General features: G+C 64.5%; 22 protein-coding genes. 17 read left to right on the forward strand and 5 right to left on the reverse strand.

The genetic code is table 11. The features are described from left to right. The 4 genes from BTO32_RS08960 to BTO32_RS08975 form a co-directional block, all read right to left on the reverse strand. Window positions 1-654: a peroxiredoxin gene (locus tag BTO32_RS08960; protein WP_076724294.1), complete on the reverse strand. Its 654-nt coding sequence runs from the start codon at window positions 652-654 to the stop codon at window positions 1-3. Between the two features lie 172 nt (window positions 655-826). Next, window positions 827-1,735: an MBL fold metallo-hydrolase gene (locus BTO32_RS08965; protein WP_076724295.1), complete on the reverse strand. Its 909-nt coding sequence runs from the start codon at window positions 1,733-1,735 to the stop codon at window positions 827-829. Window positions 1,736-1,870: 135 nt separating this feature from the next. Further along, window positions 1,871-2,659 carry an alpha/beta fold hydrolase gene (locus BTO32_RS08970; RefSeq protein ID WP_076724296.1) on the reverse strand — a complete coding sequence of 263 codons (789 nt, stop codon included), beginning with the start codon at window positions 2,657-2,659 and terminating at the stop codon, window positions 1,871-1,873. A 103-nt stretch (window positions 2,660-2,762) separates the two neighbouring features. Beyond that, the gene (locus BTO32_RS08975; RefSeq protein WP_076724297.1) at window positions 2,763-3,665 is read right to left on the reverse strand and encodes a LysR family transcriptional regulator; all 903 of its coding nucleotides are present in this window, start codon (window positions 3,663-3,665) and stop codon (window positions 2,763-2,765) included. Between the two features lie 106 nt (window positions 3,666-3,771). Here BTO32_RS08975 and BTO32_RS08980 point away from each other — a divergent pair, with 106 nt between their 5' ends. The 13 genes from BTO32_RS08980 to BTO32_RS09040 all read left to right on the forward strand — a co-directional run bounded on the left by BTO32_RS08980 (window position 3,772) and on the right by BTO32_RS09040 (window position 16,761). Continuing rightward, window positions 3,772-4,896: a muconate/chloromuconate family cycloisomerase gene (locus BTO32_RS08980; RefSeq protein ID WP_076724298.1), complete on the forward strand. Its 1,125-nt coding sequence runs from the start codon at window positions 3,772-3,774 to the stop codon at window positions 4,894-4,896. Window positions 4,897-4,910: 14 nt separating this feature from the next. Then, entirely contained in the window at window positions 4,911-5,201 is a 291-nt protein-coding gene (gene catC, locus BTO32_RS08985; protein WP_076724299.1) for a muconolactone Delta-isomerase, read from the forward strand. Between the two features lie 79 nt (window positions 5,202-5,280). Continuing rightward, window positions 5,281-6,222 carry a catechol 1,2-dioxygenase gene (gene catA, locus BTO32_RS08990; protein WP_076724300.1) on the forward strand — a complete coding sequence of 314 codons (942 nt, stop codon included), beginning with the start codon at window positions 5,281-5,283 and terminating at the stop codon, window positions 6,220-6,222. Between the two features lie 93 nt (window positions 6,223-6,315). Next, window positions 6,316-7,689 carry a Rieske 2Fe-2S domain-containing protein gene (locus BTO32_RS08995; RefSeq protein ID WP_076724419.1) on the forward strand — a complete coding sequence of 458 codons (1,374 nt, stop codon included), beginning with the start codon at window positions 6,316-6,318 and terminating at the stop codon, window positions 7,687-7,689. Beyond that, window positions 7,686-8,177, forward strand: a complete 492-nt coding sequence (gene benB, locus BTO32_RS09000) for a benzoate 1,2-dioxygenase small subunit (RefSeq protein WP_076724301.1) — start codon at window positions 7,686-7,688, stop codon at window positions 8,175-8,177. Before BTO32_RS08995 ends, benB begins: the two co-directional genes overlap by 4 nt. Before the next feature lie 19 nt (window positions 8,178-8,196). Continuing rightward, window positions 8,197-9,228, forward strand: a complete 1,032-nt coding sequence (gene benC / locus BTO32_RS09005; protein ID WP_076724302.1) for a benzoate 1,2-dioxygenase electron transfer component BenC — start codon at window positions 8,197-8,199, stop codon at window positions 9,226-9,228. Further along, the gene (gene benD / locus BTO32_RS09010; RefSeq protein WP_076724303.1) at window positions 9,225-10,004 is read left to right on the forward strand and encodes a benzoate diol dehydrogenase BenD; all 780 of its coding nucleotides are present in this window, start codon (window positions 9,225-9,227) and stop codon (window positions 10,002-10,004) included. The genes benC and benD overlap by 4 nt, the downstream gene beginning before the upstream one ends. 42 nt (window positions 10,005-10,046) lie before the next feature. After that, window positions 10,047-11,393 carry an MFS transporter gene (locus tag BTO32_RS09015; RefSeq protein ID WP_076724304.1) on the forward strand — a complete coding sequence of 449 codons (1,347 nt, stop codon included), beginning with the start codon at window positions 10,047-10,049 and terminating at the stop codon, window positions 11,391-11,393. 125 nt (window positions 11,394-11,518) lie between these two features. Further along, on the forward strand, window positions 11,519-12,682 hold the full coding sequence (locus BTO32_RS09020) for a benzoate/H(+) symporter BenE family transporter (protein ID WP_076724305.1): 1,164 nt from the start codon (window positions 11,519-11,521) through the stop codon (window positions 12,680-12,682). Between the two features lie 206 nt (window positions 12,683-12,888). After that, window positions 12,889-14,172: a cytosine permease gene (gene codB / locus BTO32_RS09025; RefSeq protein WP_076724306.1), complete on the forward strand. Its 1,284-nt coding sequence runs from the start codon at window positions 12,889-12,891 to the stop codon at window positions 14,170-14,172. Window positions 14,173-14,175: 3 nt separating this feature from the next. Further along, window positions 14,176-14,901 carry a PucR family transcriptional regulator gene (locus BTO32_RS09030; protein WP_076724307.1) on the forward strand — a complete coding sequence of 242 codons (726 nt, stop codon included), beginning with the start codon at window positions 14,176-14,178 and terminating at the stop codon, window positions 14,899-14,901. Further along, the gene (gene codA / locus BTO32_RS09035) at window positions 14,898-16,148 is read left to right on the forward strand and encodes a cytosine deaminase (RefSeq protein WP_076724308.1); all 1,251 of its coding nucleotides are present in this window, start codon (window positions 14,898-14,900) and stop codon (window positions 16,146-16,148) included. Before BTO32_RS09030 ends, codA begins: the two co-directional genes overlap by 4 nt. A gap of 7 nt (window positions 16,149-16,155) precedes the next feature. Beyond that, entirely contained in the window at window positions 16,156-16,761 is a 606-nt protein-coding gene (locus BTO32_RS09040) for a hypothetical protein (protein WP_076724309.1), read from the forward strand. On the opposite strand, the gene BTO32_RS09045 is transcribed toward BTO32_RS09040, so the two are convergent. Continuing rightward, complete coding sequence (locus BTO32_RS09045) at window positions 16,758-17,663, reverse strand: LysR family transcriptional regulator (RefSeq protein WP_076724310.1); 906 nt, start codon at window positions 17,661-17,663, stop codon at window positions 16,758-16,760. The genes BTO32_RS09040 and BTO32_RS09045 overlap by 4 nt on opposite strands. A gap of 140 nt (window positions 17,664-17,803) precedes the next feature. Between BTO32_RS09045 and BTO32_RS09050 the strand changes: the two genes are divergently transcribed. The 4 genes from BTO32_RS09050 (at window position 17,804) to BTO32_RS09065 (ending at window position 20,555) form a co-directional block, all read left to right on the forward strand. After that, complete coding sequence (locus tag BTO32_RS09050) at window positions 17,804-18,289, forward strand: DoxX family protein (protein WP_076724311.1); 486 nt, start codon at window positions 17,804-17,806, stop codon at window positions 18,287-18,289. A 67-nt stretch (window positions 18,290-18,356) separates the two neighbouring features. Further along, the gene (locus BTO32_RS09055) at window positions 18,357-19,304 is read left to right on the forward strand and encodes a glutathione S-transferase family protein (protein ID WP_076724312.1); all 948 of its coding nucleotides are present in this window, start codon (window positions 18,357-18,359) and stop codon (window positions 19,302-19,304) included. Between the two features lie 17 nt (window positions 19,305-19,321). Further along, window positions 19,322-20,116, forward strand: a complete 795-nt coding sequence (locus BTO32_RS09060) for a DODA-type extradiol aromatic ring-opening family dioxygenase (protein WP_076724313.1) — start codon at window positions 19,322-19,324, stop codon at window positions 20,114-20,116. Window positions 20,117-20,222: 106 nt separating this feature from the next. Then, window positions 20,223-20,555: a tRNA-binding protein gene (locus BTO32_RS09065; RefSeq protein ID WP_076724314.1), complete on the forward strand. Its 333-nt coding sequence runs from the start codon at window positions 20,223-20,225 to the stop codon at window positions 20,553-20,555. Window positions 20,556-20,591: the final 36 nt, after the last annotated feature.

The raw sequence follows: 20,591 nt of genomic DNA on the forward strand, positions 1-20,591 counted from the left end.
TCAGAGGCTCTTGGTGCAGAAGTAGAAGTCCTTGCACTCGTAGTCGCCGGAGGCGGCGCGCTCGTTGGCCGCCGCAGCGGTTTTGGCGGGCGGCACGATGACCTTGTCACCGGCTTTCCACCCCTCGGGCGTAGCCACGCCGTGCTCATCGCTGGTCTGCAGCGCTTCCAGCAACCGCAGGAACTCCGGAATGGAGCGGCCGTTGCTCATCGGGTAGTAAACCATGGCCCGCAGAATGCCATTCGGATCAATGATGAACGTGGCGCGAACGGCGGAGGTGTCACCTGCGCCCGGGTGGATCATGCCGTAGGCCTTGGCCACCTCCATTTTCAGATCCTCGATGATCGGGAACGGAATCTCGACGCCCCAGTTTTCCTTGATGTTACGCATCCAGGCGATGTGCGAATGGATGCTGTCAATGGACAGACCCAACAGCTCGCAGTTCCGTTTGGCGAATTCCGGTGCCGCCTTGGCGAAGGCCATGAACTCGGTGGTGCAGACCGGCGTGAAGTCGGCCGGATGGGAAAACAGCACCAGCCATTTGCCCTTGTAGTCACTCAGGGATTTTTCCCCCGCGGTCGTCAGGGCCTTGAAGTCGGGGGCCGGTTCGTTGATACGGGGAAGGCCGGCGATGGGTGCGGTTTGGGTTTCCATGTGGATGTCCTCTTTGCGTGGGTTGTCGGTTGACGTTTCCACAGTAGGCCAGGTCTTAAATAACCTCAAGAGATAAACTTATATCAATATGATATATGATGGCTATGGCATGATTTTCGGGCATAAAAAAACGGGCCCGAAGGCCCGTAAGGGGTTGTGATACCAGGTGTTTTTAATCCCAGGCCGCGCCTTCCAGGGCGTCCAGAGGAATTTTCAGATAGCGTCGGCCATTGTTTTCCGGCTCGGGCAGGCGACCGCCTCGAACGTTAACCTGCAGCGCGTGAAGGATCAGCTTCGGCATGGGGAGCTCGCGGTCACGCCGGTTACGCAGTCGCACGTATGCGTCCTCCTGAATGCCGGCCAGGTGCTTGTTGGCCTGCTTTTGTTCCCGTACCGTGCTTTCCCATTCCGGCTCCCTGCCGCCGGGCATGTAATCATGGCCGGTGAACAGCCGCGTGTCGTCCGGCAGCGACAGGATCTCCTGGATCGAGCGCCACAGCTGGTGCGCGTCGCCGCCGGGGAAGTCGGCCCTGGCGGTACCGAAGTCCGGCTGGAACAGGGTGTCGTGGACGAAGGCCGCGTCGCCGACTACGTAGGTGACGGAAGCCAGGGTATGCCCTGGAGAGTACAACACCCGCACCGGTAGGTTACCGATGGCGAACGCGTCACCGGCCCGGAACAGGTGGTCCCACTGGTGTCCGTCCGCCGGAAACTCCGGCCAGTTGTAGATGCCCTTCCAAAGTTCCTGTACCTGAGTCACGTAGGCACCGATGGCGGTCGGTGCGCCGGTCTTGTCCTTGAGGTACTGGGCCGCCGAGAAATGGTCGGCGTGCGGGTGGGTGTCCAGAATCCACTGGACCTCCAGGCCCTGATCCCGGATATACGCCAGCAGCTCGTCGGCATGACGGGTCGCCGTGGCGCCGGACTTTTCGTCATAGTCCAGGACTGGGTCGATGATGGCGCACTTGCGGGTGGCCGGGTCGGTAACGATGTACTGCACGCTGAATGTGCGTGGATCAAAGAACCCGGCCACGTCCGGAGAGTGGGGGCCTCTGGATTCGGAGAGCCTGAATGTTTTCATGAGACGTACCTCCTGCAACGACGGCTTGCTGCCTTTTGGTAATAACTATATGGCTGCAAGTTATGATAGTTCCAATTGATGAAAAAAATTGGGGTGATAGTCGTTGCCGGGGTGATCCCTTGCCTGTGCTGGCGCCTACTCCCGTTCCGGGTGCCGCAGCAGCCGCTCGGCCAAGCGTTCCGGGCATTCCACCGAAGGCACGTGGCCGACGTGCTCCAGAACCTCCGGGCTCGGAGCTCCGGTGATTCGGGCCAGGGAGGCCAGGGACTCCGGCGGTGTCGCAAGGTCGTCGGCGCCGGCCACCAGGCGAATGGGGACATCCGGTCTGCCCAGGGTGTCGCGGAAGTCCGTGCCGGCCAGCATCTCACACAGCTGCGCGTAACTGTGGGCGTCGCCGCGCGCCATCGCTACCGTCCAGCCGGCCAGCAGGGCCGGTTGCTGCTCCCGGGCGGCGGCGCCAAACCACCGTGGCACGATTTCGTGCGCCATGGCGGCCAGCCCCCGGGCTCGGACATTGCCGGCCCGGAGCTGCCAGGCTTCGGGGGTGCCGATGACGGCGCCGGTGTTGGTCAGGGTGACCGAGTCCAGCCGCTCGGGGGCCTGGCAAAGCAGTTGTTGGCCGATGATGCCGCCGATCGAAGTGCCGACGAAATGGAAGCGTTCGGCGCCCGCCACGGCCGCCAGTGTCAGGGCTTCGGCGGCCAGGTCGGCTGCGGTGACGGCCTGCTCCGGCCAGGCGCTGCTGCTGCCGTGGCCCGGCAGGTCCCAGGTGAGAGTCCGGAAGTGGCCCAGCAGGGCAGGGAGCATCTCGTCCCAGACGGTCTGGTTCATACCCAGCGGATGGGCGAGCAGCATCAGTGGCTTCGCCGGGTCCCCCAGCAGGCGATAACAGAGGGTTCGGCCCTGGTGTTCGAGAAACGACATGGGAACTCCCGGATGTTTTGATGTTGTTGGTTCGTATTACGAATTTATGTTTTTAATACGAACATAGTTAGTCAGATTTGACGAGTGCCGTCAAGACCGTGGGTTATGGGTAGCGTCCGGTCAGCCGGTTTTCCACCAGCTCGGCCAGAATGGTGTTGGCCAGTCGCATGGCGGCGTTGGGGCTTTCGCCTTTGCGTCGGGATGCGATGACCGGGGTGCTGATGTTATCGTCCGCCAGCGGCATGTAGTCGACCCCTTCGCGGCCAAGCCGGCGGACCTGCTCCGGCACCAGGGTGAACCCCATGTCGGAGGCAACCAGGGACAGTGCGGTCTGGAGGTCATTGACCTGCTGGATGACGTTGACCCGCAGCCCCCGCCGGTGGAACAGGCCCTGGGTGATGTCCGCGAAGTTCGGCCCTGGGCCGGAGGGAAAGGCGATCATGGGCCACTCGGACAGGGCCTTCATCGAGGGGGGCTCGTGGGTAAGCTGATGCCCGGCGGGCACGGCGGCGATGATGGGCTCGTCGAACAACAGTTCCTGTTCCACGTCCGGGTCCTCAATGCGAATACGGCCGAAGCCGATGTCGATCTTGCCCACCTTCAGGGCGTCCACCTGTTCCCGCGTTTTCAGTTCGTGCAGCAGGATTTCCAGATTTCTGTTCTGACGCAGGCGGCGCACCATCGAGGGCAGCTGGCCATAGAACACCGAGGGCACAAAGCCGATGGAGAACACGGTTTTCCGGTGCTGGGCGATGCGCCGGGTGTCCTCCAGGGTGGCGGCCACCTTGTCCAGAATCTGGCGGGCCTGTTCCAGAAAGTACTCGCCCCCGGTGGTCAGCTCCAGCCCCCGTGGCTTGCGGATGAACAGCTGCACGCCCACCTTTTCCTCCAGTTGTTTGATGGCCCGGGTCAGCGGGGGCTGGGCAATGAACAGTTTTTCCGCGGCCCGGGTCAGGTTGCGTTCCTCCGCGACGGCCACGAAGTACCGCAGGTGTCTGAGCTCCATCCATACCTCCAGAGTATTGGTTGTTACTTAATCAATATTGGTTCCGGTTTCTGAAACTCCGTAGTGTTCGAGTCAAAGACGTTCAATCATGTGACTCGGAGACCCCATGGCCGTCACCATCCAATCCATCGAAGCGATTCTGGTCGATATTCCCACCATCCGTCCGCACAAGCTTTCCATGACAACCATGGGGGTTCAGACCATGGTGATTGTGCGGATGAAGGATTCCGACGGTTTGGAAGGCCTGGGCGAGGCGACCACCATCGGTGGCCTGTCGTACGGCCCGGAAAGCCCGGAGGGCATCAAGCTTGTCATTGACACCTATTTGTCTCCACAACTGATTGGCCAGCCTGCAGACCATATCAATACCCTGAGGGTAATGCTAGAGCGGACCACTCGAGGCAACCACCTGGCCAAGTCGGCGCTGGAAACCGCGTTGCTGGATCTGCGGGGGAAGCGCCTGGGCTGTTCGGTCTCCGACCTGCTCGGCGGCGCTGTGCACCGGCACCTGCCGGTGCTCTGGACCCTGGCCAGCGGCGACACTGCCCGTGACATCGAGGAGGCGCTGGACCGGATCGAAACCGGACGCCACCGCGACTTCAAGCTCAAGATCGGCGCCCGTCCGCTGATGGAGGATGTGCGTCATGTCGCGGCGGTCAAGCAGGCACTTGGGGCGGAGGCCAGCGTGCGGGTCGACGTGAACCAAGCTTGGGACGAGAGTACCGCCGCCCGGGGAATGGCCGAGCTGCAGGCCGCCGGCGTCGATCTGGTGGAGCAACCGACCCCCATGAAGGACCACGCCGCCCTGGTCCGCCTGTCGCGGCGGTTCCACCTGCCAATCCTGGCCGACGAGTCGGTGGCCGACGCCACGGATCTGTTTCACCTATCGGCCGCCGGTTTCACCGGTGCCGTCGCCATGAAGATCGCCAAGGCTGGAGGCCCGGTCCGGGCCCTGGCCCAGGCGACGGTAGCTTCCGCCGCGGGGCTGGGCCTGTACGGCGGCACGCTGCTCGAAGGCACCATCGGCACCGCGGCGTCGCTGCATGCCTGGTCGACTCTGGAAACCCTGCACTGGGGCACGGAGATGTTTGGTCCGCTGCTGATGAAGGATGACATCGTCGTTCGCCCGCTGACGTTTCGCGATAACGGCGTGGAGCTGCCGGACGGTCCCGGTCTTGGTGTCGAGATCGATGAGGACAAGCTCGCCGCGTATCGCCGCAAGGACCTGTAACCGAGGAGGATCACATGCTGTTCAAGGTTGAGATGACGGTGCGGATTCCGCACGACATGCCCGCCGAGGTGGCTGCCGACATCAAGGCCCGGGAAAAGGCCTACGCGCAGACGCTGCAGGCGCAGGGCAAGTGGCGCCACCTGTGGCGGGTGGCGGGCAGCTACGCCAACGTCAGCATCTTCGACGTGGCGGACAACGGGGAGCTGCAGGCGCTGATTTCGAATCTGCCCCTGTTTCCCTACATGGACATCAGCGTCGTGCCCCTGTGCCGACATCCGTCCTCCATCCACGAGGACGACCGATAGTGCCGCAAGGCCCCGCGACCGGCCGATGACCGGGGCGGGTGAATGACAACAACAAGCACAAGCACCAAGGAGACCAACAATGACCATAAAAACCATGCAAACCGCCGATGTAAAGGACCTGCTGGCCCGGGTTGCCGGCTTTGACCGGGACGGAGGCAATCCCCGGGTGAAGGAGATCGTGCACCGGTTCATGCACGACGTGTTCCAGTTGATCGAGGACTTCGATGTCTCCCCGGAGGAGTTCTGGCAGGCCGTGTACTACGTGAACCGGCTGGGACAGAACGGCGAGGCGGCGCTGTTGGCGCCCGGGCTCGGGATGGATCGTTACCTGGATATCCGGCTGGACGCGCGGGACGCCGAGGCGGGCCTTGCAGGGGGCACGCCCCGGACCATCGAAGGGCCGCTGTACGTGGCCGGCGCGCCGCTGAGCGAGGGGTATGCCCGCATGGATGACGGTACCGACGAGAGCGCGGAGGTCATGATCCTGACCGGCCGGGTCACCGACGCCGACGGCCAGCCGCTGGCCGGTGCCGTGGTTGACATTTGGCATGCCAACACCATGGGCAACTATTCCTACTTCGATCCGTCCCAGAGCGACTACAACCTGCGCCGGCGTATCCGCACCGATGCCTCGGGACGCTACACCGCGCGCTCCATCGTGCCTGCCGGTTACGGCTGTCCGCCCGACGGTTCCACCCAGGCGCTGCTGAACCTGCTGGGCCGGCACGGCAACCGCCCGGCGCACATTCACTTTTTCATCTCCAGTCCGGGTTTCAAGCACCTGACCACCCAGATCAACCTGGCTGGCGACGCTTATACCTACGATGACTTTGCCTTTGCCACCCGGGACGAACTGGTGATCGAGGGGCGCCGCATCGACGACCCTGCCCGGGCGGAGGCGTTCGGCCTGAATGCCCCCTTCACCCTGGTGGAGTTCGACATTGAATTGGTGCCGACCGAGCAGCCGGAGCTGCAGACCCGGCATCAGCGGCCACGCGCCCTGGAGAACGAAACCGCCTGAGTCCCGCCAGCCGGCCCTTCGCAGGGCCGGCCCGGGCCGAGCCGAGCCCTGGCTGCGGCAACGAACAACAACAATGCATTGGGAGTGATGAACATGACTCGTCAACTCGACCGTCTCGAGCACACGATTCGCCACGCGGTGGAGGCCGACGCACAGACCGGCCGCTACCGTTGCGACCGCCGGATTTTCACGGACGAAGCGCTGTTTGAGCTGGAGATGAAACACATCTTCGAAGGCAATTGGGTCTTCCTCGCCCACGAGAGCCAGGTGGAGAATCCGGGGGACTATTACACCACCTACGTCGGACGGCAGCCGGTGATCCTGACCCGCACCAAGGACGGGGAGCTGAAGGCCATCCTCAACACCTGTTCCCACCGGGGCGCGACGCTGTGCCGCAAGAAGCGGGGCAACCGCTCGTCCTTCACCTGTCCGTTTCACGGCTGGACGTTCAGGAACGACGGCAAGCTGCTGAAAGCTCGGGACCAGAAGAAGGGGGGCTATCCGGACAGCTTCAACGTCGACGGCTCCCATGACCTCAAGCTGCTGCCCCGGTTCGGCAACTACCGGGGGTTCCTGTTCGGCAGTCTCAACGCCGACGTGCTGCCGCTGGAAGCGTATCTGGGGGAAACCACCAAGATCATCGACGCCATCGTCGATCAGGCGGAGCATGGGCTGGAAGTGCTGAGGGGGACATCCACCTACACCTATGACGGCAACTGGAAGCTGACGGCCGAGAATGGCGCCGACGGTTACCACGTAGCCACGGTGCACTGGAACTACCTCTCCACCATGGGCCAGCGCAACTACGAGAAGGGCGGAACCCAGGCAGTGGATGCCAAGAGCTGGTCCAACGAGGGCGGCTTCTACTCATTTGAGAACGGCCACATGATGTTGTGGACCCGGCTGACCAACCCGGAAGTCCGGCCGGTGTACAACCACCTGGAGCGTCTGGAAAAGAGCCTGGGCGAGGCCCGCGCCGACTTCATCGTGCGCACCACCAAGAATCTCTGCCTGTACCCGAATGTGTATTTGATGGACCAGTTCTCCACCCAGATCCGGGTGCTCCGCCCGCTGGCCGTGGACAAGACGGAAATCACCATCTACTGCTGGGCGCCGAAGGGAGAGCCCGCCGCCGACCGGGCCAAGCGTATTCGTCAGTACGAGGACTTCTTCAACGTGTCCGGCATGGGCACGCCGGATGACCTGGAAGAGTTCCGGGGGTGCCAGGAGGGCTATCACGCCTCTGCCATGCGCTGGAACGACATGAGCCGGGGCGCCCGCCACTGGATCGAGGGCGCCGATGACTGGGCCCGGCGCATCGACCTCAAGCCCATCCTGAGTGGGGCCAAGCCGGAAGATGAAGGCCTGTACGTGACTCATCACCAGCACTGGGTGCGGGAAATGAGCAAGGCCATCGAGACCGAGCGCGCCCGGTTCATCGCCCTGCAAGAGGAGGCCAGCGCATGACCATGACCTACGAACAGATCCAGGCCTTCATTTACCGCGAAGCCCGGCTGCTGGACGACCGGGAGTGGGACGAATGGCTCAGGTGCTACCACGAGGATGTGACCTACTGGATGCCGGCGTGGGATGACGACGATGAACTCACCGAAGACCCCCAGAGCGAGATATCGCTGATCTACTATCCCAACCGGGAGGGTCTGGAGGACCGGGTCTATCGGATCAAAACCGAGCGTTCCGGGGCCAGCTCCATGCCGGAGCCCCGCACCGTGCACCTGACCAGCAACCTGGAGATTCTGGAGCGGAACGGCGACACCGTGAAGCTGCGCTTCAACTGGCAGACCCACAGCCACCGCTATCACCGCACCCAGTCCTTTTTCGGCACCTCCTTCTACACCCTCGATTGCAGTGGCGAGCGGCCGCTGATCCGGGAAAAGAAGGTGGTTCTCAAGAATGACTACATCAACCAGGTCATCGACATCTACCACCTGTAATGGACGGGAGAGCATCGCCATGAGCTACAACATTGCGCTGAATTTCGAGGACGGCGTCACCCGGGTGATTTCCTGCCAACCCGGGGAAACGGTGCTGGATGCCGCCTACCGGGCCCAGATCAAGCTGCCCATGGACTGCTCCGACGGCGTCTGCGGCACATGTAAGGGTGCGTGCCATCAGGGTCAGTTCGACATGGGCGAGGACTATCTGGACGAGGCGTTGTCGGACGAGGAGGCTGAACGTGGGCTGGTGCTGACCTGTCAGATGGTCCCGGCCAGCGATTGCGTGGTGGAAATCCCCGCACCGTTTTCACTGTGCTGCACGTCCGGCGACGCGTCCGTCTCCGCCGTCGTGGACGAGGTTAACCTGATCTCGCCCACCGCCATCGAACTGAAATTGACCGCGGAGGCGGACATCGGCTTCCTGCCCGGACAGTACGTCAACCTTCGGATTCCGGGGACGGAGGAAACCCGGGCCTACTCGTTCAGTTCCCGGCCGGGCAGTCGCCAGCTGAGTTTCCTGATCCGCAACGTGCCCGGGGGGCTGATGAGTTCCTGGCTGGTTGGCCAGGCCCGGACTGGGGACCGGCTCATCCTGACCGGTCCCATGGGGGTGTTTTACCTGCGGCCGCCCGAGCGGCCGGTGCTGATGCTGGCCGGCGGTACCGGCTTGGCGCCGTTCCTGTCGATGCTGGCCAGCCTCCAGACCACCGGCTGCCAGCACCCCGTCCATTTGGTGTACGGCGTTACCCATGACGACGATCTGGTCGGCCTGGATGCCCTGGAACGGTTTGCGGCGTCGATGCCGTTTTTCTCCTTCAAGACGGTGGTGGCCAGCGACCAGAGCGCGCACCCGCGCAAGGGCTATGTGACGGCCCATCTGGAGGACGCGCCGATCCGGGATGGGGACGTCGATGTCTACCTGTGCGGGCCGCCCCCGATGGTGGAGGCGGTACTGGGCTACTTCCGGGAACAGGGCATTGAGCCCCGTTCGTTCCACTACGAGAAGTTCACGCCGAGCCGGCCTGCTGCCCGGGAGAAAGTCGCATGAAGCCGCGCTTTACCGGCCAGGTGATGGTGGTGACCGGAGCGGCCCAGGGCATTGGCCGGCGCGTTGCCGAACGGGCGGCGGCCGAAGGGGCCCGGTTGGTGCTGGTGGATGTCGCCGATCACGTTCAGGGGGTGGCCGCCGGCCTCCGCGACCAGGGCTCCGAGGTCCTGGCGCTGCAGGCGGACCTGGAAACCTGGAACGGCGCCGAAGCCGTCATGATCGAAGCGCATCGGCGTTACGGGCGCATCGACATCCTGATCAACAACGTCGGCGGCACCATCTGGGCACAGCCGTTCGAGCACTACCGGCCGGAGCAGATCCAGAAGGAAATCCAGCGCTCCCTGTTCCCGACGCTGTGGTGTTGCCGGGCGGTCCTGCCCTACATGGTGACCCAGGGAGGCGGCGCCATCGTCAATGTCTCCTCGGTGGCCACCCGAGGCCTGATGCGGGTGCCCTACGGTGCCGCCAAGGGCGGGGTGAACGCACTGACCGTGAATCTGGCCTTCGAGTACGCCGGGCACGGCATCCGCGTGAACGCCACCGCGCCCGGTGGGACCGAGGCGCCGCCCCGGCTCACGCCGCGCAATAGCGAGCCCCAGGGCGAACGGGAAAAAGCCTGGTACCAGACCCTGGTGGAACAAACCCAGGCCACCAGCTTCATGCACCGCTACGGCACGTTGGACGAACAGGCCGAGCCCATCCTGTTCCTGGCGTCCGATGCCGCCAGCTACATCACCGGCACGGTGCTGCCGGTGGCCGGCGGCGACCAGGGCTGATCAACGCACTCCAAACAAATACAACAAACGGGGTAACAGACCATGAGAAATATCGACGTAAACGAGGTTATCGACCACGCCCGCTTCGGTGGGTTTCACTGGCGGGTGCTGTTCTGGTGCACGCTGATCATCATTTTCGACGGCTATGATCTGGTGATCTACGGCGTGGTGTTGCCGCTGCTTATGGAACAGTGGCAGCTCAGCCCCTACGTGGCCGGCCTGCTGGGCAGCAGTGCGCTGTTCGGCATGATGTTTGGCGCCATGGGCTTTGGCATGTTGTCCGACCGGCTCGGTCGCAAGAAAACCATCCTCCTGTGCGTGACGCTGTTCAGTCTCACCACCTTCATCAACGGTTTTGCCTCGACTCCCTGGCAGTTCGGCGTGCTCCGGTTCATCGCCGGGCTCGGCATCGGCGGGGTGATGCCCAACGTGGTATCGCTGATGAGCGAGTACTCCCCCAGACGAATCCGCAGCACCCTGGTGGCGCTGATGTTCTCCGGATATGCCGTTGGGGGCATGATGTCCGCCGGGCTGGGCATCTGGATCGTCCCCAATTACGGCTGGGAAGTGATGTTCTTCCTGGCCGTGGTGCCCCTGCTGATGCTTCCGCTGATGGTGCGTTTCCTGCCGGAATCGGTGGCGTTCCTGATGGCGCAGAAACGGGAAGGGGAGGCCAGAAGCATCCTGCAGCGGCTGGCGCCGGGGCGGGGGATGGGTGAACTGGACCGGTTGCAGGCACCGGCTGCGGCCGAGGCCCGGGCGCCGGTACTGGAACTGTTCCGAAGCGGTCGGGCCCTCAGCACCCTGATGTTCTGGCTGGCTTTTTTCTGCTGCCTACTGATGGTGTACGCCCTGGGGTCCTGGCTGCCGAAGCTGATGTCCATGGCCGGCTACGCGCTCAGCTCCAGCCTGATGTTCCTGATGGTGCTGAACATCGGCGCGATCATCGGCGCCGTGGGCGGTGGCTGGCTGGCGGACCGTTTCTCCCTGCGTTCGGTGCTGGTGAGCTTCTTCGTGCTGGGCTCGGTGTCCCTGGTGCTGCTGGGGCATGAGCGGCCGATGTGGTTCCTGTACACCCTGATGGGCGTGGCCGGAGCCACCACCATCGGTTCCCAGATTCTGCTGTATGCCTATGTGGCGCAGTACTATCCCGCCGGCATTCGTTCCACTGGCCTGGGCTGGGCTTCCGGCATCGGCCGCAACGGTGCCATCGTCGGCCCCCTGCTGGGTGGCCTGCTGCTGACCCTGGCACTGCCCCACCACATGAACTTCCTGGCGCTGGCGGTGCCGGGGGCCATTGCCACCCTGGCTGTGGCGATGGTCGGCCGCCGCTTCGGGGCGGCGGACGTCCGCCCGGACCGTGAAGCCGGACTGGCCGCCGGCAACTGAGCCCCGGGGTAACGATGTGACCGTGGAGCGGTTCGCCGCTCCCCCTTGCCCCGGCGCGGCTGCGTCCGGGGCCCTTTTCTTTTTCGTGTCCCTCAATGCAACCCCAATCAGACAAGGAATCGTGCATGCCGTCGTTGTTTCGAGACCTTTCCCTATCCGCCATGGCCGCGGGTTTTCTCGCCGTTGTCGTCTCCTATGCGGGGCCGCTGGCGATTTTTTTCCAGGCCGGCGCCGCAGCGGGCGTGTCGTCACAGATGATGACCTCCTGGGTCTGGGCGATCTCCATGGGTGCGGCCTTGTCCGGCATCCTGCTGTCGATCTGGCTGCGGGCCCCGGTGGTCACGGCCTGGTCGGCCCCGGGTACGGCGCTGCTGGTGACCCTGTTCCCCGCGCTGTCCCTCAATGAGGCCGTCGGTGCCTATCTCACCGCCGCGGCGCTGCTGTTCATGATCGGCGTGTCCGGTACCTTTGATGCGCTCGTGCGGGCCATTCCCAGAGGCGTGGCCGCCGGCATGATGGCCGGCATTCTGTTTCGGTTCGGCGTCGATGCCTTTTCCGAGATTGGCGACACACCGGCCCTCGCCCTGGGCATGGTGCTGGCCTACCTGGTGGGTCGGCGCTGGTTGGCCAAGTACACTTTGGTGTTGCTGCTGGTGGTGGGCGTGGTGTTGGCGGTGACGCTGGAGGATGCCTCCCTGGCCGGTGTGCGCTTGAGTCTGGCGGTGCCTCAGCCCATCATGCCGGAGTGGACGGTCGGCGCCACTCTTGGTTTGGCCATTCCCTTGGTGCTGGTCAGTCTGACCGGCCAGTTTCTGCCCGGTATGGCCATCCTGCACGCCGCCGGCTACCCGGTGAAGGCAAGGCCGGTACTGGCGGTGTCGGCCCTGGTGTCGGTTCCCACGGCTCTGTTCGGCGGCATCACCACCGTGGTGGCGGCGATCACCGCGGCCATCTGCACAGGGCGGGATGCCCACGAGGATCGTTCCCGCCGTCACGTTGCCGGCGTCTCCAACGGTGTCTTCTACCTGCTTGGCGGCCTGTTCGCGGGCACCATCGTGTCGCTGTTCACGGCCTTGCCGGGGGCTTTCGTGACGGTGCTGGCAGGGCTGGCCCTGCTGGGCGCCATTGCCAATAACCTGGCCGCCGCCATGGCGGACACAGAGCACCGGGAGGCGGCGCTGGTTGCCTTTATCGTGACCGCGTCGGGGGTGTCGTTCTGTGGCTTGTCCTCGGCCTTCTGGGGCATCGTCGTAGGCTATCTTTTCTATCGGGTCTTGCGACGCGACTGACGGTCGCGGCGCACCGTTCCGGGGAATTCGGGCAATTTTTGCATGGAATCGGTGCAAATGGCCGCCCATGGCCGGATTGGGTTTGCCCGGGTTGTGCAAATTGCACATTATTCAGGGTGGGCCCGGCGAATCGGGGGCCGGTATCGGGTGTATGGCATGAACGTTGCCATTCCTCGGGTGGTTACTCACAAAAGGGAGAGATGGCAATGAGCACCCAAGTTACCCCGCAGGAACAGGATTACCCCCTCAGTCCGGTACCCATGGACCAACGCAAGAGCCTCTGGTCCATGGGGCTGGTCCTGCTTGGCTTTACCTTCTTCACCGCCACCATGTGGGCCGGCGGCAGCGTCGGTGTCGCCTTCGATTTTTCCACCATGCTGCTGGTTCTGGCCACAGGCAATCTGCTGCTGGGCGTGTACGCGGCGGTCCTGGGCTATATCGCCGCCAAGACCGGTCTGAACACCGCGCTGATGAGTCGCTTCACCTTCGGTGAGCTGGGCAGCAAGCTGTCTGACTTTATCCTGGGCTTTACCCAGATCGGCTGGTATGCCTGGGGCACCGCCACCATGGCGATCTTGCTGGTTAAGCTCACCGGCCTGCCGGAAAGCTGGACCACACCGCTGATGGTGGTGTTTGGCTTTGGTTTCTGCGTGACGGCCTTCATCGGTTACCGTGGCCTGGAGTGGCTGTCGCGGTTTGCGGTGCCGGCGATGATCATCCTGGTGGCGGTCAGCATGACCATCGCTACCGACGATGCCGGCGGCCTCTCGGGTCTGCTCGCGATCACGCCGACTGGGGACCTGTCCGTGGCCGCGGCGATCACGCTGGTGTTTGGGACCTTCGTCAGTGGCGGCACCCAGGCCACCAACTGGACCCGGTTCGCCACTTCCGGCAAGGCCGCGGTGGTGGCCACGCTGCTGGCGTTTTTCCTGGGCAATGGCCTGATGACCCTGATCGGCGCGTTTGGCGCGCTGGTGTATCAGCAGGCAGACATCGTCGACATCATGGTGGCCCAGGGCCTGGCGACACTGGGCATTCTGATGCTGTTCCTGAACCTGTGGACGACCCAGGACAACACCGTTTACAACTTCGCGGTGGCCGGCTGCAACCTGCTGCGCACCCGTCGTCGCCGGCTGGTGACGGTGGGCGGCGCGGCGATCGGCACGGTGCTGGCGGTGATGGGCATGTATGAGTGGCTGATTCCGTTCCTGGTGTTGTTGGGCACTTTCATTCCGCCCATCGGCGGCGTCATCATGGCCAGCTATTTCATCGGCTACCGGCGCCAGTATCCGGCCCTGGACCAAGTGACCCTGCCGGCGTTCAACCTGCCGGGGCTGGCGGCTTATGTGATCGGCTCCCTGGCGGCCTACACCTCGCCCTGGATCGCGCCCATTGTCGGCGTGCTGGTGGCGGCCCTGAGCTATGGCCTGTTGCTGCTGGTCACCGGCGCGGTGCGCGAGCGCCGGGCCCAGGTCCTGGGTAGCCTGTAATCCATGGTTCTGCGATGCCGCGACATTCCGGCACTTCCGGGCCTGGACGCGATCCGGCTGCGGGGCGGGGCATCGGGGGCGGACCGACCGGTTCGCTGGCCCTACGTGGCGGAGAACCGGTCGTTCAGGGACTGGGTCAAGGGGGGCGAGCTGGTGTTCGTGACCGGCATCAGTCGCCACCGCAGTCCCCAGAACCTGGCCGAGTGCCTCTACGAAGGCCGGGAATGCGGCATTTCCGGCCTGGTGGTGCTGACCGGGGATGCCTACATCGGCCTGCTGCCGAGCCGGTTGTGCCAGCTGGCGGACGAACTGTCCCTCCCGCTGTTCGAGCAGCCTTACTCCCTGCCGATGGTGGACGTCACCGAGGCAATCGGCCGGGCCATCGTGTCGGCGGAACGCCAGGACGGCGCCGCCCGGACCCTTGCCGACGCGATTGTCGCGGATCTGGGCCGGGAACGGTTGCGGGTGCTGGTCGAACGGTACCTGGGAGAGGACCCGGCCGGAACGGACGGCGAGTTGCTGGACGCCTGGCTGTGTCACCGGGGCAACCAGAGCCTGATGGCGGAAGCCCTGGGCTGCCATCGCAACACCATCCGAAACCGGCTCCATCGGCTCGCCGGGCCCGCGCCCGGCGGCCGCGATGGGCATGAACACTTCAAGACACGGCTGCTGGCCCATCTGCTGCTGGATGCGGAGGGCCTGGCGAGCCGCTTACAGGAGAACATATGAACGATCGAGTGGATGCCATTGTGAACGCCCGGCTGCAGGGCAAGGAAGGGCTGTATCGGCTGGCCATCGCCGGCGACCGGTTTGCCGAGATCACCCCCCAGCCCGGGACGGTTCCCGGCGACGACCGGACGCTGGACGCCGCCGGCAATCTGGTGGCGCCACCGTTCGTGGAGCCCCATATTCATCTGGATGCCGCGCTGACGGCGGGCGAGCCCCGCTGGAACCAGAGTGGGACCTTGTTCGAGGGCATCGAATGCTGGGCCGAGCGTAAGGCGCTGTTGTCCCGGGACGACGTGCTCGCCCGGGCTGAGCAGACCCTGCGACTGTTCGCGGACCACGGCATTCAGTATGTCCGGACCCATGTCGACGTCACCGATCCGAATCTGACGGCGCTGAAAGCCATGCTGGAGGTACGGGAGCGGACGGCGGATCGGGTGGATCTGCAGATTGTCGCCTTTCCCCAGGAGGGCATCTGGTCCTTCCCCGCCGGTCGGGATCTGATGACCGAAGCGCTGCGCCTGGGCGCGGACGTGGTGGGTGGCATTCCCCATTTTGAATTCACCCGTGATGACGGCGTGGCCTCCGTGCGCTGGCTGGTGGAGCTGGCCCACAGGCACGACCGGCTGGTGGATGTTCACTGCGACGAGATCGACGACCCTGCCTCCCGGTTCCTGGAAGTGCTGGCGGCGGAAGCGTTGCGGCTGGACTACGGTTCCCGGGTCACGGCCAGCCACACCTGCGCCATGGGCTCCTACAACGATGCCTACTGCAGTCGGCTGTTCCGGTTGCTGAAGAAGTCGGGCCTGCGCTTTCTGTCGATGCCCACCGAAAGCCTGCACCTGCAGGGGCGCTTTGACAGCTATCCCAAGCGCCGGGGGCTGACGCGGGTCCCGGAGTTGCTGGAGGCGGGGTTGAGCGTTGCGTTCGGCCAGGACTCGATCCGGGACCCCTGGTATCCCCTGGGCAACGGCAACCTGCTGCGGACCCTGGATGTTGGGCTGCATGCCTGCCACATGCTGGGGATGAGCTGGATCGAACGCTGTCTGGAATTGGTCACCGACAACGGCGCCGCAGCCCTGGACCTGGACCAATATGGCATCGCCCCCGGGCTGCCGGCACGCTGCATGGTGCTGCAGGGCCGCTCGCCCTACGAGGTGCTGCTGGGGCAGTATCCGGTGATGGCCTCGGTGCGCGACGGCCGGGTGCTGGTACGCCGGGCGCCGGTGACGACGGCCTCGGCGTACTGAGGCGGCAGTGGGCTATCGGGAGTGGCTGAGCGCGGCGGCGATCGCACTGACGTTCGCCGGCTTCGTGCCCTATATCCGGACGGTCCGGCAGGGCAGGGTCAAACCGCATGTGTTTTCCTGGATGATCTGGGGATCCACCACCTTCGTAGTGTTCCTGGCGCAGCTGAGTGACGGCGGTGGCGCTGGGGCCTGGCCCATCGGGGTCTCCGGTCTGGTGACGCTCTACATTGCGGTGTTGGCCTATGGCCGTCGGTCCGATACCCGCATCACTCGGACCGATTGGGGATGCTTCCTGGTGGCTACGGCGTCACTGCCGCTGTGGTACCTCAGCGCCGATCCATTTTGGGCCGTGCTGGTGCTGACCACGGTGGACCTGGCCGGGTTCGGGCCGACGCTGCGCAAGGCCCTCGCTCATCCTTTCGAAGAAAATCTGACCTTCTTCATCCTGTTCGCGCTGCGCAATCTGGTGGCGATCCTGGCGCTCGAGCGTTACACCGCCACCACGGTGCTGTTCCCTGCGGCGACGGGCCTTGCTTGTGTGGTGCTGATCGCTCTGGTGGGCCTCCGACGCCAGCGGGTGGCGGCCAGCCGTGATGGTGGACCGATGGCCTAGCCGAAGCGGTCCCAATAGGGCGGGTTGCCAAAGTAGCCGTCCAGAAAATCCACGAAGCCACGCACCTTGCTGGGTAGCAGCCGACGGTGGGCGTAGACGGCATAAAGCGCCATCGGCTCGGGTTCGTATTCCGGCAGGATTACCGCCAGTTGCCCGGCCTGGATCGCGGCGCCGCACAGGAACGTCGGTTGCAGGACAATACCGGCACCGGCGATGGCTGCTGCCACCAGGACATCGCCGTTGTTGCTGACCAGTTCGCCATGGCCCGGGGTGCGCGCCTGGAGCCACCGGAACACCGGCTCGCGGCCGCTCGGATCCATGTAGCTGTAGTGTAGGTAGCGATGCGCCTTCAGGTCTTCCGGTCGCCGGGGTGTGCCGTGGCGCGCCAGATAGGCCGGCGCGGCACACATCACCAGACGCACCGGGGCCACGCGCCTGGCGATCAGCGACGAACTTTTCAGTCGGCCGATGCGCAACGCAACATCAAAGCCCTCCTCGACAATGTCGACCTTGCGGTCGTTCAGTTGCAGGTCGATATCCACCGCCGGGTGTGCCTGCTGGAAGTCCCTCAGCAGAGGCGCCAGATGCCGGATCGCGAACGACACCGGAGCACTGATGCGCAACCGGCCGCGGGCCTGGGCCTGGAGATCGCCGAGCTGGCTTTCCATGTCCTCGATTTCACCGAGCACCGCCTGGGCCCGCTGATGGTAGCGGGCGCCGGCCTCGGTGAGGTGGATCTTGCGGGTGGTCCGGTTGAGCAGGCGGGCCCCCAGGTGCTGCTCAAGCTGGGAAACGTATTTGCTGACCAGCTGGGGCGACAGCTCCAGCCGCTGTGCGGCCCGGGTGAAGCTGCCTTCGTTCACCACGGTGACGAAGGCGCGCATGGCATCGATTCGGTCCATGGGGTGTCCTTGGGCGTGTGCAAATCCAGATTATCAACATAATGTTTTTAATTAAGCAACGGAAGTGATCTTAGTCTTCCGTTTTGATGATAGTAAAGTGGTCTCATCCATCACGGCAAACACACATCGAGGTGACGATCATGACAACTTCCTTTACCCGGGCGCTGTTGGATTCCCGGGGCGGCAGCGCCGCCCTGATTCTGCGGGTGCCGGTCGGCCTGATTCTGGCGGCCCACGGTGCCCAGAAACTGTTTGGCTGGTTTGGCGGCTATGGTCTGGAGGCCACCGGCCAGTGGATGGCCAGCATCGGCCTGCAGCCGGGATTCCTGATGGCGCTGCTGGCGGGGGGCGCCGAGTTCCTCGGCGGTCTGGCTCTGGCACTTGGCCTGTTGACCCGTCCTGCGGCGCTGGTCACGGCCTTCACCCTGTTGGTGGCCATCTTCAGTGTGCACATCGGCAACGGCCTGTTCATGGCCAACAACGGCTATGAATACGCTCTGACACTGCTCGCCGCCACCCTGTCGCTGGCGATTCTGGGCGCGGGGCACTTCTCGGTCGATGGCTGGCTCTCCCGGCGTATAGCCGGCGACAACGGAACCCGGCACGACCTTCGCTCCCTGGCCTGACGGCGAGGCATCACACGAACCGGCGGGCCGGACTGGTCCGCCCAATCTGCGAGAGGAGACGGCACACATGCTGGTCAATGGTGTCTGGAAGGAAAACTGGCAGCCGGTTCAGGCCCAGGACGGGGAAGGGCGTTTCCTGCGCCAGAGCTCGGCGTTCCGGCACTGGGTCACGCCGGATGGCGCCCCGGGGCCGACCGGACGTGGTGGCTTCCGGGCCGAGCCCGGGCGATACCATCTGTACGTGGCCTATATCTGCCCCTGGGCCTCCCGGACGTTGATGGTCCGGGAGCTGAAGGGCCTGCGGGAGCTCATCGGTGTGACCGCGGTCAATCCCCGCCTGACCGATCAGGGCTGGCGGTTCGGCGGCTACCCGGGAGCGGATGAAGACCGCCTCAACGGTGCCCGTTACCTGCATGAGCTGTACACCCGGGCCGATCCTTCGTACACCGGTCGTGCCACGGTGCCGGTGCTGTGGGACAACCAGACCGGTACCATCGTCAACAACGAGTCGGCGGACATCGTGCGCATGCTCAACCGGGCATTCTCCGGCTGGGTCGACCAAGGGCCGGACCTGTATCCGCCGGATCTGGCGGATGCCATTGACGCCCTGAACGCCGAGCTGTACGAAAATCTGAACAACGGTGTCTATCAGGCCGGCTTCGCCACCACCCAGCAGGCCTACGAGGAGGCCTATCACAAGGTCTTCACGACGCTGGACCGGCTGGAAGCCCGCCTGGCCGATGGCCGTACCTATCTGTTCGGTGACCGCCTGACCGAGACCGACATCCGCCTGTTCGTGACCCTGGTCCGCTTCGACGCCGCCTACCACGGTTTGTTCAAATGCAACCGCAATACCCTCAAAGCCATGCCGGGCCTGCACGCCTACCTGCACCGGATTCTGGCGCTGGAGGGCGTGGCCCGGACTGTCGACCTGGACCACATCAAGGCCGGTTACTACTCCATCAAGGCACTGAACCCCGGCGGTATCGTTCCGGTGGGGCCCGGTGACCTGTAACCCTCCGGAGATCGACCATGGATATCCTGTATGTGTCCCACGGCGGCGGCCCGATGCCCCTGTTGGGTGATCCGAGCCACCGCGACATGGTGGACCGGCTCCGGGCGTTCGCGGCCGAGCTGCCCAGACCCTCGGCGATCCTGGTGATCAGTGCCCACTGGGAGGCGCCGGTCGCCACCGTCACCGGTGCCGCCCAACCGTCGCTGATCTATGACTATTACGGTTTCCCAGCCGAGGCTTACCGCATCGAATATCCCTGTCCGGGCGAGCCCGGGCTGGCCCGGCAGGTCCGGGATGCGCTGGCCGGGGCTGGCCTGCCGGTCCGGCTGAACGAGCGCCGGGGCCTGGATCACGGCGTCTTCGTGCCCCTCAAACTGATGTATCCGGAGGCGGATATCCCCTGTGTGCAGCTGTCCCTGGTGGACTCCTTGGACGCCGACACGCATCTGGCCATGGGGCAGGCTCTGCGGGCACTGGACCGGGAGCGGCTGCTGGTGATCGGTTCCGGTTTTTCCTTCCATAACATGCGGGCGTTCTTCGGCCCCGACACCGCCGATATCCGGGCCCGCAACGACGCCTTCCACGACTGGCTGGAGCACACCTGTAGCGACCCGGATCTGCCCGAACCGGAACGGAGCCGTCGGCTGGCGCACTGGTCGCAGGCCCCCCATGCCCGGTTTTGCCACCCGCGCGAGGAGCACCTGCTGCCCCTGCATGTCTGCTATGGGCTTGCCGGCGGCCCGTGCGACCGTTCCGTGTCCGCCACGATTCTGGGCAAACGCGCGGCCATGTTCCATTGGGTTCTGCCGTGAGGATGGGGCCTGGCGCTGCCAGGGGGGCGCCGTTGCGCTAGACTACGGCGGATGTCGCGGCCGTACCGGCCGTGTTGATGACCAATCCCCTGGAGGACACTCGGGTATGATCAGCTGGGAAGATTTCGAGAAAGTCGAGTTGCGGGTCGGCACCATCGTGGATGTGCAGGCGTTTCCGGAGGCTCGCAAGCCGGCCTACAAACTGAAAGTGGACTTTGGCCCCGAGCTTGGCGTGCGCAAGTCCAGCGCCCAGATCACCGATTTGTACGACCGTGAGTCGCTGCTGGGCAAGCAGGTGCTGGCGGTCACCAACTTTCCGCCGAAACAGATTGGCCCGTTCCTTTCCGAGTGCCTGGTGACCGGCGTCCAGACCGAGGATGGCGCGGTGACGCTGGTGTCGCCGGACACACCGGTACCCAACGGACGCAAGCTGTTCTGATACGCCTCGGCCGGGCCCGGTAAAAAATCACCGGTG

Origin of the sequence: Marinobacter lutaoensis, assembly GCF_001981305.1 — a bacterium.
GTDB lineage: Bacteria > Pseudomonadota > Gammaproteobacteria > Pseudomonadales > Oleiphilaceae > Marinobacter > Marinobacter lutaoensis.

Excerpts from the sequence above, each read along its gene's own strand:
- catC (WP_076724299.1), top strand. The coding sequence starts at position 4,911 with ATGCTGTTCAAGGTTGAGATGACGGTGCGGATTCCGCACGACATGCCC.
- BTO32_RS09015 (WP_076724304.1), top strand. The coding sequence starts at position 10,047 with ATGAGAAATATCGACGTAAACGAGGTTATCGACCACGCCCGCTTCGGT.
- BTO32_RS09020 (WP_076724305.1), top strand. The coding sequence starts at position 11,519 with ATGCCGTCGTTGTTTCGAGACCTTTCCCTATCCGCCATGGCCGCGGGT.
- codA (WP_076724308.1), top strand. The coding sequence starts at position 14,898 with ATGAACGATCGAGTGGATGCCATTGTGAACGCCCGGCTGCAGGGCAAG.
- BTO32_RS08965 (WP_076724295.1), bottom strand. The coding sequence starts at position 1,735 with ATGAAAACATTCAGGCTCTCCGAATCCAGAGGCCCCCACTCTCCGGAC.
- BTO32_RS08980 (WP_076724298.1), top strand. The coding sequence starts at position 3,772 with ATGGCCGTCACCATCCAATCCATCGAAGCGATTCTGGTCGATATTCCC.
- BTO32_RS09060 (WP_076724313.1), top strand. The coding sequence starts at position 19,322 with ATGGATATCCTGTATGTGTCCCACGGCGGCGGCCCGATGCCCCTGTTG.
- BTO32_RS09050 (WP_076724311.1), top strand. The coding sequence starts at position 17,804 with ATGACAACTTCCTTTACCCGGGCGCTGTTGGATTCCCGGGGCGGCAGC.
- codB (WP_076724306.1), top strand. The coding sequence starts at position 12,889 with ATGAGCACCCAAGTTACCCCGCAGGAACAGGATTACCCCCTCAGTCCG.
- BTO32_RS08970 (WP_076724296.1), bottom strand. The coding sequence starts at position 2,659 with ATGTCGTTTCTCGAACACCAGGGCCGAACCCTCTGTTATCGCCTGCTG.
- BTO32_RS09055 (WP_076724312.1), top strand. The coding sequence starts at position 18,357 with ATGCTGGTCAATGGTGTCTGGAAGGAAAACTGGCAGCCGGTTCAGGCC.
- benD (WP_076724303.1), top strand. The coding sequence starts at position 9,225 with ATGAAGCCGCGCTTTACCGGCCAGGTGATGGTGGTGACCGGAGCGGCC.
- BTO32_RS09045 (WP_076724310.1), bottom strand. The coding sequence starts at position 17,663 with ATGGACCGAATCGATGCCATGCGCGCCTTCGTCACCGTGGTGAACGAA.
- BTO32_RS09030 (WP_076724307.1), top strand. The coding sequence starts at position 14,176 with ATGGTTCTGCGATGCCGCGACATTCCGGCACTTCCGGGCCTGGACGCG.
- benC (WP_076724302.1), top strand. The coding sequence starts at position 8,197 with ATGAGCTACAACATTGCGCTGAATTTCGAGGACGGCGTCACCCGGGTG.
- catA (WP_076724300.1), top strand. The coding sequence starts at position 5,281 with ATGACCATAAAAACCATGCAAACCGCCGATGTAAAGGACCTGCTGGCC.
- BTO32_RS08960 (WP_076724294.1), bottom strand. The coding sequence starts at position 654 with ATGGAAACCCAAACCGCACCCATCGCCGGCCTTCCCCGTATCAACGAA.
- BTO32_RS09065 (WP_076724314.1), top strand. The coding sequence starts at position 20,223 with ATGATCAGCTGGGAAGATTTCGAGAAAGTCGAGTTGCGGGTCGGCACC.
- benB (WP_076724301.1), top strand. The coding sequence starts at position 7,686 with ATGACCATGACCTACGAACAGATCCAGGCCTTCATTTACCGCGAAGCC.
- BTO32_RS08975 (WP_076724297.1), bottom strand. The coding sequence starts at position 3,665 with ATGGAGCTCAGACACCTGCGGTACTTCGTGGCCGTCGCGGAGGAACGC.
- BTO32_RS08995 (WP_076724419.1), top strand. The coding sequence starts at position 6,316 with ATGACTCGTCAACTCGACCGTCTCGAGCACACGATTCGCCACGCGGTG.